This is a genomic window from Pseudoalteromonas piscicida, assembly GCF_002208135.1.
In the GTDB taxonomy this organism is placed as follows: Bacteria; Pseudomonadota; Gammaproteobacteria; order Enterobacterales; family Alteromonadaceae; genus Pseudoalteromonas; species Pseudoalteromonas piscicida_A.
The window spans coordinates 509,766-524,766 of the sequence record NZ_CP021646.1 but is presented as its reverse complement, the minus strand read 5'-3'; the positions used below and the strand labels follow the sequence as shown (position 1 = coordinate 524,766).

The window sequence follows — 15,001 nt, the reverse complement described above, 5'->3', positions numbered from 1 at the left end:
CGTCGCGACCAAAACACACTCAGGAGAACAAAAGTCAAACAGCGAAGGCCAACAGGCCCTAGTAAATTGAAAAAGCCAGCTTCATCAAGCTGGCTTTTCTGTTAACCTTGCTGGATTATTCAAAGCCCAGATTAACTTAGACTCAAGAAAGCGATTAATCCCACCCCAAGTAACAAGCGGTAAATGACAAATGGCATCATGCCCATGCGCTCTATAATTTTCAGGAAAAAGAAGATACAGGCATAAGCCGAGATAAACGACAGTGCCGCACCACTTAATAGTGCATTCCAATCAACCACTTCATCGCCTGTTGCGAGCTCTAAACTGTAATACAGCCCCATCATAGAAATGACCGGAATAGACATTAAAAACGAAAAGCGCGCCGCACTTTTCTTATCAAGCCCGAGTAATAAACCTGCGGTGATGGTAATGCCTGAACGCGATGTGCCGGGAATAACAGCGGTAATTTGCGCAAGCCCCAGTATCAATGCGCTTTTCCAGTTTAAGGCAAATTCGTCTTTGATTTGTTTCGCTTTCACGTCGGCATACCAAAGCAGTAAACCAAATACTATCGTCGATGTTGCAATCACCCAAGCGCTACGTAAATAAACTTCTACGATATCTTTAAGTAGTGGAGCTAAGATCACGAATGGTATGGTGGCAACCACAATACACCAAGTCAGCCGGCTTTCTTTCGAGTGCGTACCTGAGAATGACTTGAACCATCCTGCCAGTAGGCTGACAATGTCTTGTCGAAAATAAATAACGACAGCCAGCAAAGTACCAACATGAACAGCAACATCAAAGGCAAGGCCCTGATCTTGCCAACCTAGTACCTGAGAAGGTAGTAGTAAGTGGGCAGAACTCGAAATAGGTAAAAATTCAGTGAGACCTTGAATAATTGCAAGGACGACAATCTCAATAAAGCTCATTGCTTGGGAAACTCCACTTTCCATAATTTTTGAGTTGGGTTGTGATACTCCTGCCATAACTGAGCAATGGTTTTACCCTCAACAGGATGGATAAAATCAGGAGCCAGTTCAGCTAATGGTTGAAGCACAAAGGCATTTTTGGTTATTTCATCCCGAGGCAACTGAGCGGGTGATGAACAAATAAGGTGGTCATAAAAGAGAATATCGAGATCTAATGTGCGTGGACTAAACTTCTTTTCACTACAGCGACGACCATGATCGTACTCTATCGATTTGAGTAGTTTATACACGTCATCCAAAGACATTTCCGTTTCTGCAGCAAAGACTGAGTTATAGAAGTTATTCCCTGCAAAGCCGACGGCTTCACTCTCAAAAACATTCGAATGTTGAAAATTCGGAAAGTGTGTGATCAACTCGTTCAAACCACTCAGCAAATTTTTTTCTTTTTCTATATTTGAGCCGAGACTGATATAAATTTGTGCCATGATAATTCTACTTCTTACGCACGATTTCTACACCAACCGTTTGCGCTTGTGGCACGGCTGCGGGTTTACTCACTTTTATAAGCACTTGTTGTACATTAAATTCGTTTAGAATCATTGCGGCAAGTTGTTCGACTAGAGTTTCTAATAGCTCAACCGGCTTTGCTTGAGTATGCGCAATAATACGCTCACTTACTTTGGCATAATCAACCGCCAAATTAATATCGTCATGACGTGCAGCGGCGCTAATATCAGTCAACATCTCAACATCAAAGTAAAGGCTTTGTTTACTTTCTTTTTCAAAGTCGTACACTCCTATTATGGCTTCGACGTGTAGCTGTGAGATATAGACTTTATCCATGTAAACTCCAAACATGTTTATCGCTGTAATTCACCCGCATTTACTAATCGCATCTCGCGAACTATGCAGGACTTAAGACCGCCGATCATAGCCCAAAACACCGCAATAAAAAATAAGGAAGACAGTGTTAATCAGTTTAATGTGCGTATGTGCTTATTTATTGGGATCGATTTCTTCAGCGATTCTGGTGTGTCGGTTGTTCAAACTTCCAGATCCACGGTTTAATGGTTCTAATAATCCAGGCGCAACCAATGTATTAAGATTAGGAGGAAAGTTCCCTGCAGTGCTGGTGCTCATCTTCGATATTTTAAAAGGAACTATTCCAGTTTGGGGAGCATACTTTCTGAAGATAGAGCCGGTATGGTTAGGTGCTATTGCCGTAAGTGCATGCCTTGGTCATATCTATCCTATTTTCTTCCACTTTAATGGTGGTAAAGCGGTAGCAACTGCATTTGGTGCGCTGTTGCCCATCGGCTTGTCATTGGGTGGACTATTGATTAGTACTTGGCTCGTGGTGCTAGCGATAACACGTTACTCTTCGCTCGCGGCTATCGTTGCAGTCGCTGCGGCTCCACTTTACACATGGTGGATAAAACCGCTGTATACGTTGCCAGTGAGCTTCTTAACTGTGGTGATTATTATTCGTCATAGAGCAAACATCAAAAGGCTCCTAAGTGGTAAGGAGCCAAAAGTGGGGAAAAAGTCTAAAGACTAAGGCCTAGACTTTTTCTAGACTATCCAGCGGCCAACGCGGTTTAGTCTTCATATCAAGTGGTGCATGCTGACCTGCTTTTAGGCGCTGCATTCCAGCATAAGCTATCATCGCCCCATTGTCCGTACAAAATTCAGTGCGTGGGTAATAAACTCGCCCTTTCATGCCAAGCATCATGCGCTCAAGCTTTTGCCTAAGTTCAGTATTGGCGCTGACACCACCTGCAATCACCAGGCTTTTAATGCTAGTTTCTTTCAGTGCCCGTTTACACTTAATCGCTAGCGTTTCTACGACCGCTGTTTGAAAGGCATGAGCAATATCTGCTTTGGTTTGCTCATCACCGCCTTCGTTACGGATAGTGTTTGCCGCTGCGGTTTTTAATCCACTGAAACTGAAATCGAGACCGGGCCTGTCTGTCATCGGCTTTGGAAAAGTAAATCGTCCTGCCTTCCCCTTTGTAGCCATTTTCGCAAGCATTGGGCCGCCAGGATAATCGAGACCGAGCAGTTTGGCAGTTTTATCAAATGCTTCACCAGCGGCATCGTCCACAGATTCACCAAGTACTTCATATTCACCGATACCTGAGACTTTTACCATCATAGTGTGACCACCAGAGACTAGCAGTGCAACAAATGGGAAATCTGGTTTATCGTCTTCAAGCATAGGGGCAAGCAAATGACCTTCCATGTGATGCACGGCAACGGCAGAGATCCCCCAACCAAATGCTAACGAGCGACCAATTGAGGTGCCAACTAGCAAAGCCCCGACTAACCCCGGTCCTGCAGTATAGGCTATACCGTCAAGATCTTTAGGACCACAGCCGGCTTCCGCGAAAGCAGCTTCAATAAGTGGAATCGTTTTGCGTACATGATCGCGAGAAGCGAGCTCAGGCACGACCCCACCATAATCGGCGTGTACTTTTACCTGAGAATATAATTGATGTGCCAACAAGCCTTGCTCATCATCATAAATAGCAATGCCCGTCTCATCACATGAGGATTCTATACCCAAAATACGCAAGTTACTTTCTCCAAACTCTTTACTGCAGCCGCTGATTATACGAAATCAACTACTCAAGTTCCAAACCAATATTTGTTTGGCCGTCAGCGAGTGCCAAAGCCTTTAGCGACTTCACCGATTCGCTGCTAATACGCCCCATATTCTCGACATGCTCGATAAGCTCAGCGAGGATTTCGATTTCATACTGCATCTGCGGGTGCTCACGAACCAACTCATTCGTTGGAGATATATCCTCCGCCATCAACATAAACTCGATGTACTTAGCGACCGTTGCCTGAGAAATTTTGGCAACGCTAACAAACTCATGTTCATCTTTTGTCATCAGGCCTTGCAACATGCCTAACAACGCCGTAGCTACGTCGATTGCAGGGTACGTACCAAACATATCAAAATCACTCAGCTCCGGCACATTAGGTTCTACCTTTTCAACCAGCTTTTCTAAGCTAATTTTGCTCTTTGGCAGTAATATTTTCTCCCAAATTAAATTAAGTGCATTTCTGAGCACCTGCTCGTCGCCAAAACCCGTTGCCTCGCTAAATAGTGAATAGTTTGGCAACATACGCTCAATAATGGCAGCACCTAAGACTGCCTTTTGAAGATAATTTAACTCTCTAATTCTTTGAAAGTTATTTGCTTTGCTCATGCTTATTTCCACATTGCCAGCAATATTCAAACGCTGGTCCATTTAATTCTGCACAGTGGTTACACAGCCAATCCGAAAGTTCAGCGGCACTGCGATGACGTGATTTGTTATAGTTTACCAATATTTCTCGAGCCTCGGGTAACTTTATTGCATAAACAAAGAGCTTGATAGCAGCTTGCTCTGCTGGAATTTCACCGATTGCGCCTGACAAATGTTCACCTTGTAAACGAACTTGAATATTCGCTTGCTCTAGTTGACCTTTGAGCAGATGGGCATCAACAAAGCCACCGATAGCGCATAACTGCACCCAATGAAAAGGCTGTTCACTCATTGTATTATCTTCACGATTGAATAAGCACTCAATGTGCTCATTTGTTTCTTGATAAAATCACTCATAATCATCACACTTAAACATCTAGATATTCCATTAAAATACAACTATGACTCTAACAACACCGGGCCTACTATTCCCAGCAATTTCTTTACTGTTGCTCGCTTACACCAATCGCTTTTTGGTGCTCGCACAATTGATCCGTGAATTAAACGCCCGAGAAGGCGACACCATAAGATCCTTGGTCAAAGCACAAATAGAAAATTTAAGAAAACGAATTAGATTAATCAGACGAATGCAAGTATGGGGCGTAATCGCGTTTTTACTTTGTACTTCTTCAATGTTTGCCTTGTTCCTTGAAATATCCTTACTTGGCGTCACATTGTTTGGTGCTAGCCTCTGCAGCCTAACGTTGTCGTTGTTACTTTCACTTTATGAAATCCACATTTCTTGCGATGCAATCGAACTAGAATTGCAAAATATCGAGAAAAAACCTCAACAAGATTAGCGACCTTGTTACTGCCGACTATACTAACGTTGAGTCAGCATAAAAAGAGGAGCAATCTGTGAGCGGATTCTTGTTCTCAGATGAAGTGCTAGAAAGCCCTACGAATAAAATGGCAGATAACTACTGGGATATTCTGGTTGTAGATGATGAAGAAGATATTCACCAAGTGACTAAATTGGTGTTGTCTGGCTTTAAGTTTGAGAATAAAGCACTGAGATTCCATCATGCCTACTCAGCACAAGAAGCAAAAGCCATTTTGGACACGGAGCAAAATATCTCTGTAGGCCTAATTGATGTTGTAATGGAAAGTAATCATGCTGGGCTTGATTTAGTACGATATATCCGCGATGACTTGGAAAACTTTGATATTCGTCTTGTACTTCGTACAGGTCAACCAGGAGAAGCCCCGGAAGAATCAGTCATTCGCGATTACGACATTAATGACTATAAGAACAAAACCGAACTCACTGCCGTCAAGCTCAAAACACTACTCTATTCTGCTTTGCGCGCTCACCGAGATATTCAAACCATCGAAAAACACAAAATGGGACTTGAACGCATTATTGATGCATCTTCTAACTTTTTGAAGTGTAGCAATATTCAAGATTTTGCATCAACCATATTATCCCATGTATCCGCCGTAATGGGATTATCTGATTCGGAAATATATTGTGCAGCAGCGATAAATCACCAAGCCAATGAGCCGACAAAATTTAAACTACTTGCAGCCTCAGGAGCGGGCGTAGAGCCAAGTAATGTTACCTTGCCTAAGAATGTACAAAAACTGTTTATAGAAACACATAATAAAAAAGCATCGATAAAAACCCGTAACGAATATATCGGCTATTTCCCTTCACGAGAAGGGAGTGAAACGATGATTTACGTAAGTAAAGATAGCGAACTTCATAGCATGGACTTCCAGCTACTTGAATTTTTTGCAAACAACATTGCGCTAGCCTATGACAATTTAAAGTTACGTGAGACCGTCAAAGATTCTCAAAAAGAGCTTTCTTATATTCTTGGTGAAGCCGTCGAAAAACGCTCAAAAGAAACGGGCTCACACGTAAAACGCGTGGCACATTATAGTATGCTTTTAGCTCAGCTTTATGGCCTCTCTCACTACCAGGCAGAAATCATTAAACTTGCCTCACCGCTCCATGACATTGGAAAAATCAGTATCCCAGATCAAATCTTAAATAAGCCTGGAAAACTCACTGATGAAGAATGGATAATTATGCAGACCCATGCGCAGCAAGGTTTTGAAATCTTAAAAAATTCAACAAATGAGATTTTGCAATGTGGCGCATTAATCGCCCATCAGCATCACGAAAAGTGGGATGGCTCAGGGTATCCTAGAGGTTTAAAGGGAGAGCAAATTAACATCGTCGGCAGGATCACCGCGCTGGCGGATGTATTTGATGCACTCGGGAGTGAGCGCTGTTACAAGCCCGCTTGGCCACTAGATAAAGTAATAGATTTGCTAAATACTCAAAGTGGTAAACAATTTGAACCTAAATTGGTTGACCTTTTTCTAAAAAATCTGGAACAATTTATTGAGATACGTGACAGGTATCCTGACTAACTTTGTAATCAGAATGTAAAAACTTCACTTTCTTTTTCCCGTTTGGTGTATTATTATTGGGAAAAGACGTAATAAATGTGTTTTAGTTGAAATTAAAAGGAATTTCACATGAGATTTGAACAACTCGAGCAGTTCGTAGCATTAGGTAATCTAAGACATTTTAGACAAGCCGCAGAACAAACCCAGATCAGTACTTCAGCGCTTACTCGAAGCATCCAAACCCTTGAAGATGAAATAGGTTGTGAACTCGTTAAACGCTCAACACGTTCAGTAAAACTGACTGAACAAGGTGAGCTGTTTTTAAAGTATTGCAAAACAACCTTATCAGAACTCGATCTAACCAAGAAAACCATTAAGCAAAGCTTGTTTGGCCGTGATAACCAAAAGTTAATTATTGGTTATACGACTCAAGCTAGTAGCATCGTGCCAGTTTCTTGCGGTCAGTTTTTAGCTCAGTACCCTAATGTAAAGATCGAAATGCAGTTGCAAGATGAGTTGGAGCTTACGCGTAAGCTGCAGCTTGGTGAGATTGATATCAGCGTATATTTACAAAGTGCGAATAGCATAGTGAGTGATATTCACCTGCCTGATCAGTTAGTTTTATTTGTTTCGAGAAACCACCCTCTGGCAAATCAGGACAGCATTAGAAAAGCCGAATTAACGCAATACCCTATGTATGGCTGTTTCTCACAGTCGAAGCAAGTACAAAGTATGTTAAATGAAGCCGTTGACTCGTTAAATAAATCAACGAGCGTTAAAATTGGTAATATTGAACAAGTTATTGATGGTTTGAAGAATAGCAATAGCTTTGCAATCGCAAGTATCGAACATTCAAAAACCATCGCACAAGATCCTAACTTAGTTTTCTTAAAAACCAATAAGGCATTGGACAGAGAACAATTGATTGTACAAACCAATCATCAAGTTGGTTCAAATGCACATATAAACCATTTGCTTGAGTTAATTGAAGATGCTGCATCTTCATCTAGTAAGCAAACAGTAACTTATTAGTTGCTAAAAAACGGGCAAATAATCTACATTGCTTGCCCGTTTTTAATAACCTGCTTTAGAGCGGTAAAAACCCCAGCACGACTCCTACAAAAATCGCCAAACCAACATAATTATTGTTTAAAAAAGCCCAAAAACATTTGTCTCTATCTCTGTGGCGTATGACATATTGTTGTCTAATAAGTAACACTGAGGCAGCGAGTAAGCCACACCAAAAAGCAAGATTCAACTCAAACGCCATACCAACTGCCGCCATAATCGCGACAAATGTGAGGTTAAGTAGCGCAATAATATGGAGATCCCATTTGCCAAATAAAATCGCTGTAGATTTTACCCCAATTTTCAAATCATCATCCCTGTCTACCATGGCGTACATAGTGTCATAAGCGACCGTCCAAATTAAATTAGCAGCAAACAAGACCCAAGCAAGCACTGGCACATTCTGATTTACTGCCATAAAGGCCATTGGTATTGCCCAGCTAAAGGCAGCCCCTAACACGATTTGCGGTAAGTTTGTATAACGTTTCATAAACGGATAGATAGAGGCCAACACTAGCGCGCCAAAGGATAACGCAATAGTCTGCCAATTTAAAAAAAGCACCAGAATAAAAGCGATTACAACTAAAAAAGCAAATAGACCTAGTGCTTCTTTACTCGTCACAGCACCTCTTGCAAGCGGTCTTGTCGCCGTACGCTTTACAGCCCCATCAACCTTGCGATCTGCAAAATCATTGATAACACACCCCGCACTGCGCATTACAAACACACCCATCGCAAAGATAACAATGAGCCAAATACTTGGCACACCTCCAGCTGCAAACCACAGTGACCAAAGCGTTGGCCACAATAATAGTAAAGTCCCGATGGGCTTATCTAATCGCATAAGTTGGCTGTAAGCTTGCCATTTCTGGTTATCAATCATAAAAGCTTTCCGATATAAAGACTTCGCAAACTAAAATTTTTGCCTTACCGTTTTTAAACCAGCTTCTTCTGGCAAATAAACTTTTAGGGACACTACGGATTGGTGCCATGAGTTCAATAAACACAGGATAGTCGCAAGTAGATAAGCGAAGATACTCAAGTGCTCCACGCTGCCAATTTGAATCAGTGAACAATAACTCACCTAACGGTGTTTCACCAATTGCATCCATGCCGACGATACATGCTTCCTCATTGAGCCAACTTTGTCCAAATACAGCCGCTTTACCGTTACAATTTAACGTTACCTCTCGACACCAAACCTGTTCAGAAAGCTCCGAACGTAAGGCATCAGGAGCGTTCCTGTGTTCATTAGCAAGCACAGTCACTGAAAATCTCTCACAAGTGTCTTTTAATTTTGCGGTTAGAGATTGAGTCTCTAGTAAGTAGGGAGAAAGTGCAGGCTCAACATCCACCAACTGCGTGTTTTTCAGCCAAGGGAGCTCTAAGGGTAATTGCAAAGGCAACGTTCTATTTCCGTTTTAAAAATCCGCGGTCATAATAGCAGAGCAGACGCTTTCTAAAAAGTTTATGTTTGTATTGAAGCTACCTGTAAAATCAACGCAATTATGTATAAACTAAGTAAAAAGTAATTTGTATTGGGATACCTAATTAAACATGAGACTGTTGGCTGTTGTACTCACACTATGCATTGCATTAACCACGGCTTTCCCTGTAAAAGCGGACTCAACTATTGGGTATTTCGGGTTTGAGCCAGATATCATCACAAACTACATAGGCCAGTCCAACAAAAAGCTTGGTTATGTCCGTGTTACCGTTGACCTAATGTTAAATGACGTTGCGAATATTGCCGTGGTTGAACACCATACTCCTCTACTAAGAGATGCGATCGTACAGATCCTGAGTAAAGAAAACGAAGAAACCATTAAATCATTAACTGGCAGAGAAGAAATCAGAAAACGCTGTGCTGAAAAGCTAAAGACACTGCTAAAAGAAGAAACTGGGCAGGAGATTGTTCGTGATGTGCTTTTTACCAAATATTTATATCACTAACCGAATCAACTCATACACGAACTCGGAAGCGCAAGATCCCGAGTTCGAAGTAACTAGCTACTCTCTTTAAGCAGCCTGTTGATAGGCCAAAATATCGCAACCAACATACCTGATAGTAATCCAAACAAATGCGCCCAGTTAGCCATGTTAATAAAAAACATATCCGTAAATCCAAACAGCATCCAAAGCAGCATAAAACCAATAACAGGCTTAGAGACCAAAGCGGTTCCGGCAGGATTTCGATGACCAATTACCCAGCAAAAGCCTAGTAGCCCGTAGACCACACCACTTAGTCCACCAAAATTAGCATCAACGAATAGGAACTGCATAAAATTACTGGTTAAGCCGGTTACAAAGTAGATGCAAACTAATGCCCAGAGCCCGAGTTTCTCTGAAATTTGCGCTCCAAGGTGTAACCACCAGCTTAAATTAAAAATCAAATGTATGGCGCTAAAATGTATGAGTGTAGGTGCTATCCAAGTCCAAGGTTTATCTAGGGAAAAACGTAGTGCAGAAAAGATGCCATTAGCGTCACCAAATAACATGGCCACAAAAATAATAATACTGACACCAAAAACGCCCTGCAATAACCAGTTTAATCCCGCAAAGCGCCGCACCAAGTTTAAGTTTTGGCCTTGATAGCTAAATAACCCCTGTGTACTTCCCGTTTGCCAAGAAGCCGCTTGATATAACTCAGCATCGGGATGTTCCAAAAACATTTGCCAAAGGCGCATGGCAAGTGCTTCATCACCATGCTCTAGCCAAACTTCAACTTGTTGCCCATCATGACTTTGCAAAACACAATAAATCCCTTGTGTCTTAAAATAATCGACCGCACCTTGTGCAAGCCGTGCATTGTGGTAATGGGCTATTAATTTCACTTTTCAATCTCGTTTGGCAACTCACTTGCCCACTGCGTAAAACCACCATCCATACTGTAAACATCTTCAAAGCCCTGCTCTACTAGATAGTTGGCCGCGCCTTGTGAGGAGATCCCGTGATAACACACAACCACGATTGGTTGGTCAAACTCTTTCTCCTGCATGAAATGCGCAAGATTAGCGTTAGATAAATGTTCAGCGCCTGGAATATGCCCTTGTGCAAAAGTATTTTCATCGCGAATATCCGCTACCACAACATCATCATTGCCTAAAAGCGCTTGTGTGTCTGCTACTGAAATATGTTTAAAAGACATGTGTTACCCATTTAAAACTAAAAAATAAAAGACGGCTTAAGCCTTATCGACCTAGCCGTCTTTCTATTATAACTACTCATTCATGCACTAAGCAAAGTTGAGCATTAATCCCAATTCAGAATAACTTTACCTGATTGCCCTGAAATCATCGTATCAAAGCCAGTCTGGAAGTCATCAACATGGAACTGATGTGTAATGATTGGATCAAGGTTTAAGCCTGACTGGATCAAACTTGCCATTTTGTACCAAGTTTCAAACATTTCACGGCCGTAAATACCCTTGATCACTAACCCCTTGAAGATCACTTGGTTCCAATCCACCGCCATGTCAGAAGGAGGAATGCCCAGCATTGCAATCTTACCACCATGGTTCATGCTGTTTAACATGCCTTTAAATGCAGAAGGAACACCTGACATTTCAAGTCCAACATCGAAGCCTTCTGTCATACCAAGATCTTTCATAACCGTTTCTAGGCTTTCGCTTGCAACATTTACTGCTCGCGTAGCACCCATTTTAGTGGCAAGTTCAAGGCGATATTCATTTACGTCTGTGATCACCACATGACGCGCACCAACGTGTTTCGCCACTGCCGCAGCCATAATACCAATTGGGCCCGCACCAGTAATGAGTACGTCTTCACCAACTAAGTCGAACGACAATGCGGTGTGCACTGCATTACCGAATGGGTCGAAAATAGAGGCGAGTTCGTCAGAAATGTTGTCAGGGATCTTAAACGCATTATAAGCAGGAATAACTAAGTATTCTGCAAATGAACCTTCGCGGTTTACGCCGACACCAATAGTATTACGGCATAGATGCACGCGACCAGCACGACAATTACGACAATGACCACATGTGATATGACCTTCACCAGACACTCGGTCGCCAATGCTAAAACCGCGTACCTCTTGGCCCATATCGACCACTTCGCCCACGTATTCGTGTCCCACAACCATTGGTGTTGGGATCGTGTTTTGTGCCCACTCATCCCATTTGTAGATGTGTACGTCGGTACCACAAATTGCCGTTTTACGGATTTTGATCAATAGATCGTTGTGCCCTACTTCCGGTTTTGGCACATCCGCCATCCAAATTCCTTCTTCAGCTTTCAACTTGGATAATGCTTTCATAGTATTCGCTCGTTAGCTGCACCGACTTAATGCCGGTGACAAAATTAAATGACGCCTAGGTCTTTACCAATACGGGTAAAGGCTTCGATTGCTTTATCTAGCTGCTCAGTAGTGTGCGCAGCTGAAATTTGTGTTCTGATCCTAGCTTGACCTTTTGGTACGACTGGATAAGAGAAACCGATTACGTAAATCCCTTCAGCTAACAGTCTGTCAGCCATTTCTGAGGCTACTTTGGCATCGCCTAACATGACAGGAATAATGGCGTGATCTTTACCCGCACAAGTAAAGCCAACGGCTTCCATCTTAGTACGGAAGTAAGCTGCGTTATCCCATAGTTTAGCACGTAGGGCGTCGCCTTCTTTCATCATGTCTAACACTTTGATTGAAGCGGTGACGATTGAAGGAGCCAGCGAGTTTGAGAATAAGTAAGGACGAGAACGCTGACGTAACCATTCTACGATTTCTTTCTTACCAGAGGTATAACCGCCCGATGCACCACCTAGCGCTTTACCAAGCGTTCCTGTAATAATATCCACTCGGTCTAATACACCACAGTATTCCGGTGTACCGCGGCCATTTTCACCAACAAAACCTACTGCGTGTGAATCATCAACCATCACTAGCGCGTCGTACTTATCCGCTAAGTCACAAACCGCTTTTAAGTTACAGATAACGCCGTCCATTGAGAATACGCCATCGGTCGCGATAAGCTTGGTTTTCACACCAGCTTCATCAGCGGCTATTAACTGCTGCTCAAGATCAGCCATATCGTTGTTTGCGTAGCGGAAACGCTTAGCTTTACATAAACGCACACCATCAATGATAGAAGCGTGATTTAATGAGTCCGAGATAATTGCATCTTCAGGGCCCAAGATAGTTTCGAATAAGCCAGCATTGGCATCAAAGCATGAAGAGTAAAGGATAGTATCTTCTGTTTCTAGAAATTCACTGATCTTTGCTTCAAGCGTTTTGTGAATATCTTGCGTACCACAGATAAAGCGCACCGACGCGACACCAAAACCATGGTCATCAAGGCCGCCTTGCGCCGCTTTAATTAGCGCTGGGTGATTCGCCAAACCTAGATAGTTGTTTGCACAGAAATTAATTACACTTTCGCCAGTCGATACTGCAATTTCAGCTTGCTGCTGAGAAGTGATAATACGCTCTTTTTTATATAATCCTTCAGCTTTTACTTCTTCAATTTGTTGCTGAAGCTGGCTGTAGAAGGCCGATGCTCTCATCTGGGAGTCTCCATTTTTTGCACGGTGATAGTAAGCTACGCATCGCCATAGGCGGTTGTCATTCTCACTATCAGAAGTTAACGCTTGCGCTTATTCTATATTAATTAGCTCAAGTTAATTGGAACGTACCAATTCAATCATACCTGGTACATTAAAAGATATCTTTATTTTAAAAGGTTCACACAATAAATGCACGATTTGCGACAACTGGCAGCAAACTTTATTTTACTCAGACAAAGATAATACGGCTGGTACCTCCGCCAACGAAGCACATACTTTATCCGCGAGCTGTTGTTGCTCTTGACTAAAACTCTGCCCAGACTCAACTAAAATGGCTGTTTTTACGCCAGCAGCGCGGGCAGCCTTAATGTCTGAGACTTTATCACCAATCATAATACTTTGCGCAGGATCCAAGTCATGCTCGGCTATCGCTTGCAGCAGCATCCCAGGTTCAGGCTTACGACAGTCACACTCTACTTTATATGGGCCTTGTGCCTTTTCAGGGTGGTGAGGACAAAAATAAACACCTGCGATGTCAACACCATGCGCCATAAACTGCGCGCACATCCACTCACTTAACGCGTGAAATTGTGCTTCATCATAGTAACCTCGGCCAATGCCCGACTGATTCGTCACGACCACAATTTTATAACCGGCTTTGCTAAATGCTTGGCAGGCACTGAATACCCCGTCGATAAACTCAAAATCCGCGATTTGATGAACATAGGCGTGATCTTTATTAACAACGCCGTCTCTGTCTAAAAATACAGCCTTATGCATTGGTAACAATCCCCTGCTCTTTTATTACTCGCTCAAACATCGTAATTACGGCATCAACGGAAATTTGAGACATGAGTTCGCTACCTTTTACGCGTGTTCCCCACGGTAATTGCTCAGCGGCTTTGCCCTTTTGCGCAATGAGATTTTGATGATAAACCTCAACCACATAGTCTTGATATAGGTATGGCCCTGTGCGAGTTGGGTTGGAGTGAGCATATAAACCGATCACCGGCGTTCCAACTGTCACAGCCATATGAGCAGGCCCGGTATCAGGTGCTAGCACCAATTCGGCTTGCTCCAACACACAAAGTAGGGTTTTCAAGTCAGTTTTTCCCACTAAGTTTAATAACTCAGCTTGGCTGTGTTTTTGAATTTCGGCTGCTAAGTTTTGCTCAAGCTCCGTCGGGCCACCCGTTATCACCACCTGAAACCCCAATGCAGCAGCATGATCTGCAACCCTAGCATAACGCTCAGGAAGCCAATTGCGCTCGGCTTTACTTGCCGCTGGCGATATCACAAACACTTTCCCTTCGGGCAACAGCGATTTTGCCGTAGCTTGATGCGCTGCCGTCACTGGCATCTGCCATGTCGGCTCACCACATTCAGCTCCAATTGCACGGGCAAAGTTTTGGAAACCTTCGAGCACATGTGGCGACTTTTGAGGTTCGATCCGCTTGTTAATAAACAAACTGTGTAACTCTTTTGAGCGCCCTTTATCAAAGCCTATTTTTTGCTTTGCAGGAATAACTCGCGCAACAAGGTTAGCTCGTAACGCGACCTGCATATGGAGTAATACGTCAAACTTTTGCCCTTTGAACTTTGCCTTTAACGCCTTGAGCGCGGCTTTACCCTGTTTTTTGTCAAATACGACGAGCTCAACGCCGGGTAAGTCAGCCAGCAACATAGCTTCCACTTTACCTATCACCCACGTTATTTTCGCTTGCGGATGTGCGCGTTGGATCGCCTGTACAGCACTCACTGCATGGCACACGTCGCCAATCGCAGAAAGTCGCAAAATACAAATAGAGGTCAAGGATTTGCTCAAAACAATAGTTCTCATGGAAAGTAACAAGCGCTTGATCTT

General features: G+C 42.9%; 19 protein-coding genes. 5 read left to right on the top strand and 14 right to left on the bottom strand.

The genetic code is table 11. The features are described from left to right. Positions 1 to 131 precede the first annotated feature (131 nt). From B1L02_RS02545 to folB, 3 genes are read right to left on the bottom strand one after another with little or no spacing between them, the layout of a single operon-like run. Positions 132 to 932, bottom strand: a complete 801-nt coding sequence (locus tag B1L02_RS02545) for an undecaprenyl-diphosphate phosphatase (protein WP_010607635.1) — start codon at positions 930 to 932, stop codon at positions 132 to 134. Next, positions 929 to 1,417 (bottom strand): 2-amino-4-hydroxy-6-hydroxymethyldihydropteridine diphosphokinase, encoded by a 489-nt coding sequence (folK, locus tag B1L02_RS02540; protein ID WP_088529790.1) that lies wholly within the window; start codon positions 1,415 to 1,417, stop codon positions 929 to 931. Before folK ends, B1L02_RS02545 begins: the two co-directional genes overlap by 4 nt. A gap of 7 nt (positions 1,418 to 1,424) precedes the next feature. Continuing rightward, positions 1,425 to 1,775 carry a dihydroneopterin aldolase gene (gene folB, locus B1L02_RS02535; protein ID WP_017216518.1) on the bottom strand — a complete coding sequence of 117 codons (351 nt, stop codon included), beginning with the start codon at positions 1,773 to 1,775 and terminating at the stop codon, positions 1,425 to 1,427. 124 nt (positions 1,776 to 1,899) lie between these two features. Here folB and plsY point away from each other — a divergent pair, with 124 nt between their 5' ends. After that, positions 1,900 to 2,490 (top strand): glycerol-3-phosphate 1-O-acyltransferase PlsY, encoded by a 591-nt coding sequence (plsY, locus tag B1L02_RS02530; RefSeq protein WP_088529789.1) that lies wholly within the window; start codon positions 1,900 to 1,902, stop codon positions 2,488 to 2,490. A gap of 3 nt (positions 2,491 to 2,493) precedes the next feature. Here the strand turns inward: plsY and tsaD are convergent, their stop codons facing one another. From tsaD to B1L02_RS02515, 3 genes are read right to left on the bottom strand one after another with little or no spacing between them, the layout of a single operon-like run. Beyond that, positions 2,494 to 3,507: a tRNA (adenosine(37)-N6)-threonylcarbamoyltransferase complex transferase subunit TsaD gene (gene tsaD, locus B1L02_RS02525; protein WP_088529788.1), complete on the bottom strand. Its 1,014-nt coding sequence runs from the start codon at positions 3,505 to 3,507 to the stop codon at positions 2,494 to 2,496. A gap of 49 nt (positions 3,508 to 3,556) precedes the next feature. Then, positions 3,557 to 4,150, bottom strand: coding sequence for a YjaG family protein (locus tag B1L02_RS02520; RefSeq protein WP_088529787.1), 594 nt, complete (start codon positions 4,148 to 4,150; stop codon positions 3,557 to 3,559). Next, a complete protein-coding gene (locus B1L02_RS02515) occupies positions 4,134 to 4,481 on the bottom strand; it encodes a DUF2007 domain-containing protein (RefSeq protein ID WP_088529786.1) in 348 nt (115 codons plus the stop codon). The genes B1L02_RS02520 and B1L02_RS02515 overlap by 17 nt, the downstream gene beginning before the upstream one ends. 109 nt (positions 4,482 to 4,590) lie before the next feature. On the opposite strand from B1L02_RS02515, the gene B1L02_RS02510 reads away from it, so the two are divergent. The 3 genes from B1L02_RS02510 to B1L02_RS02500 all read left to right on the top strand — a co-directional run bounded on the left by B1L02_RS02510 (position 4,591) and on the right by B1L02_RS02500 (position 7,582). Further along, a complete protein-coding gene (locus B1L02_RS02510; protein ID WP_010374626.1) occupies positions 4,591 to 4,989 on the top strand; it encodes a DUF2721 domain-containing protein in 399 nt (132 codons plus the stop codon). A gap of 58 nt (positions 4,990 to 5,047) precedes the next feature. Next, entirely contained in the window at positions 5,048 to 6,571 is a 1,524-nt protein-coding gene (locus B1L02_RS02505) for a DUF3369 domain-containing protein (protein WP_088529785.1), read from the top strand. A gap of 108 nt (positions 6,572 to 6,679) precedes the next feature. Continuing rightward, positions 6,680 to 7,582, top strand: coding sequence for a LysR family transcriptional regulator (locus B1L02_RS02500; RefSeq protein ID WP_017216523.1), 903 nt, complete (start codon positions 6,680 to 6,682; stop codon positions 7,580 to 7,582). Between the two features lie 55 nt (positions 7,583 to 7,637). Here the strand turns inward: B1L02_RS02500 and ubiA are convergent, their stop codons facing one another. Together ubiA and B1L02_RS02490 are read right to left on the bottom strand one after the other, a co-directional pair. Next, entirely contained in the window at positions 7,638 to 8,501 is an 864-nt protein-coding gene (gene ubiA / locus B1L02_RS02495; protein ID WP_088529784.1) for a 4-hydroxybenzoate octaprenyltransferase, read from the bottom strand. Next, positions 8,494 to 9,018, bottom strand: a complete 525-nt coding sequence (locus B1L02_RS02490) for a chorismate--pyruvate lyase family protein (protein ID WP_223191942.1) — start codon at positions 9,016 to 9,018, stop codon at positions 8,494 to 8,496. The genes ubiA and B1L02_RS02490 overlap by 8 nt, the downstream gene beginning before the upstream one ends. Positions 9,019 to 9,175: 157 nt before the next feature. Between B1L02_RS02490 and B1L02_RS02485 the strand changes: the two genes are divergently transcribed. Next, positions 9,176 to 9,571: a flagellar basal body-associated protein FliL gene (locus tag B1L02_RS02485; protein ID WP_010374621.1), complete on the top strand. Its 396-nt coding sequence runs from the start codon at positions 9,176 to 9,178 to the stop codon at positions 9,569 to 9,571. Positions 9,572 to 9,624: 53 nt separating this feature from the next. Here B1L02_RS02485 and glpG read toward each other — a convergent pair whose 3' ends face one another. The 6 genes from glpG to B1L02_RS02455 all read right to left on the bottom strand — a co-directional run bounded on the left by glpG (position 9,625) and on the right by B1L02_RS02455 (position 14,977). Beyond that, a complete protein-coding gene (gene glpG / locus B1L02_RS02480; protein WP_088529782.1) occupies positions 9,625 to 10,452 on the bottom strand; it encodes a rhomboid family intramembrane serine protease GlpG in 828 nt (275 codons plus the stop codon). Beyond that, on the bottom strand, positions 10,449 to 10,766 hold the full coding sequence (gene glpE, locus B1L02_RS02475) for a thiosulfate sulfurtransferase GlpE (protein WP_010374619.1): 318 nt from the start codon (positions 10,764 to 10,766) through the stop codon (positions 10,449 to 10,451). The genes glpG and glpE overlap by 4 nt, the downstream gene beginning before the upstream one ends. A 104-nt stretch (positions 10,767 to 10,870) precedes the next feature. Next, entirely contained in the window at positions 10,871 to 11,896 is a 1,026-nt protein-coding gene (tdh, locus tag B1L02_RS02470) for an L-threonine 3-dehydrogenase (RefSeq protein WP_010374618.1), read from the bottom strand. A gap of 44 nt (positions 11,897 to 11,940) precedes the next feature. Continuing rightward, complete coding sequence (locus B1L02_RS02465; RefSeq protein WP_088529781.1) at positions 11,941 to 13,137, bottom strand: glycine C-acetyltransferase; 1,197 nt, start codon at positions 13,135 to 13,137, stop codon at positions 11,941 to 11,943. A 225-nt stretch (positions 13,138 to 13,362) separates the two neighbouring features. Further along, positions 13,363 to 13,917 carry a D-glycero-beta-D-manno-heptose 1,7-bisphosphate 7-phosphatase gene (gene gmhB / locus B1L02_RS02460; RefSeq protein WP_088529780.1) on the bottom strand — a complete coding sequence of 185 codons (555 nt, stop codon included), beginning with the start codon at positions 13,915 to 13,917 and terminating at the stop codon, positions 13,363 to 13,365. After that, positions 13,910 to 14,977 (bottom strand): glycosyltransferase family 9 protein, encoded by a 1,068-nt coding sequence (locus B1L02_RS02455; RefSeq protein ID WP_088529779.1) that lies wholly within the window; start codon positions 14,975 to 14,977, stop codon positions 13,910 to 13,912. Before B1L02_RS02455 ends, gmhB begins: the two co-directional genes overlap by 8 nt. Between the last annotated feature and the right edge of the window lie 24 nt (positions 14,978 to 15,001).

What these genes read in the sequence shown, in the direction of transcription:
- B1L02_RS02545 (WP_010607635.1), bottom strand. Translation starts at nt 932, where the DNA reads ATGAGCTTTATTGAGATTGTCGTCCTTGCAATTATTCAAGGTCTCACT.
- folK (WP_088529790.1), bottom strand. Translation starts at nt 1,417, where the DNA reads ATGGCACAAATTTATATCAGTCTCGGCTCAAATATAGAAAAAGAAAAA.
- folB (WP_017216518.1), bottom strand. Translation starts at nt 1,775, where the DNA reads ATGGATAAAGTCTATATCTCACAGCTACACGTCGAAGCCATAATAGGA.
- B1L02_RS02520 (WP_088529787.1), bottom strand. Translation starts at nt 4,150, where the DNA reads ATGAGCAAAGCAAATAACTTTCAAAGAATTAGAGAGTTAAATTATCTT.
- B1L02_RS02515 (WP_088529786.1), bottom strand. Translation starts at nt 4,481, where the DNA reads ATGAGTGAACAGCCTTTTCATTGGGTGCAGTTATGCGCTATCGGTGGC.
- B1L02_RS02510 (WP_010374626.1), top strand. Translation starts at nt 4,591, where the DNA reads ATGACTCTAACAACACCGGGCCTACTATTCCCAGCAATTTCTTTACTG.
- B1L02_RS02500 (WP_017216523.1), top strand. Translation starts at nt 6,680, where the DNA reads ATGAGATTTGAACAACTCGAGCAGTTCGTAGCATTAGGTAATCTAAGA.
- ubiA (WP_088529784.1), bottom strand. Translation starts at nt 8,501, where the DNA reads ATGATTGATAACCAGAAATGGCAAGCTTACAGCCAACTTATGCGATTA.
- B1L02_RS02485 (WP_010374621.1), top strand. Translation starts at nt 9,176, where the DNA reads ATGAGACTGTTGGCTGTTGTACTCACACTATGCATTGCATTAACCACG.
- glpE (WP_010374619.1), bottom strand. Translation starts at nt 10,766, where the DNA reads ATGTCTTTTAAACATATTTCAGTAGCAGACACACAAGCGCTTTTAGGC.
- tdh (WP_010374618.1), bottom strand. Translation starts at nt 11,896, where the DNA reads ATGAAAGCATTATCCAAGTTGAAAGCTGAAGAAGGAATTTGGATGGCG.
- B1L02_RS02465 (WP_088529781.1), bottom strand. Translation starts at nt 13,137, where the DNA reads ATGAGAGCATCGGCCTTCTACAGCCAGCTTCAGCAACAAATTGAAGAA.
- gmhB (WP_088529780.1), bottom strand. Translation starts at nt 13,917, where the DNA reads ATGCATAAGGCTGTATTTTTAGACAGAGACGGCGTTGTTAATAAAGAT.
- B1L02_RS02455 (WP_088529779.1), bottom strand. Translation starts at nt 14,977, where the DNA reads ATGAGAACTATTGTTTTGAGCAAATCCTTGACCTCTATTTGTATTTTG.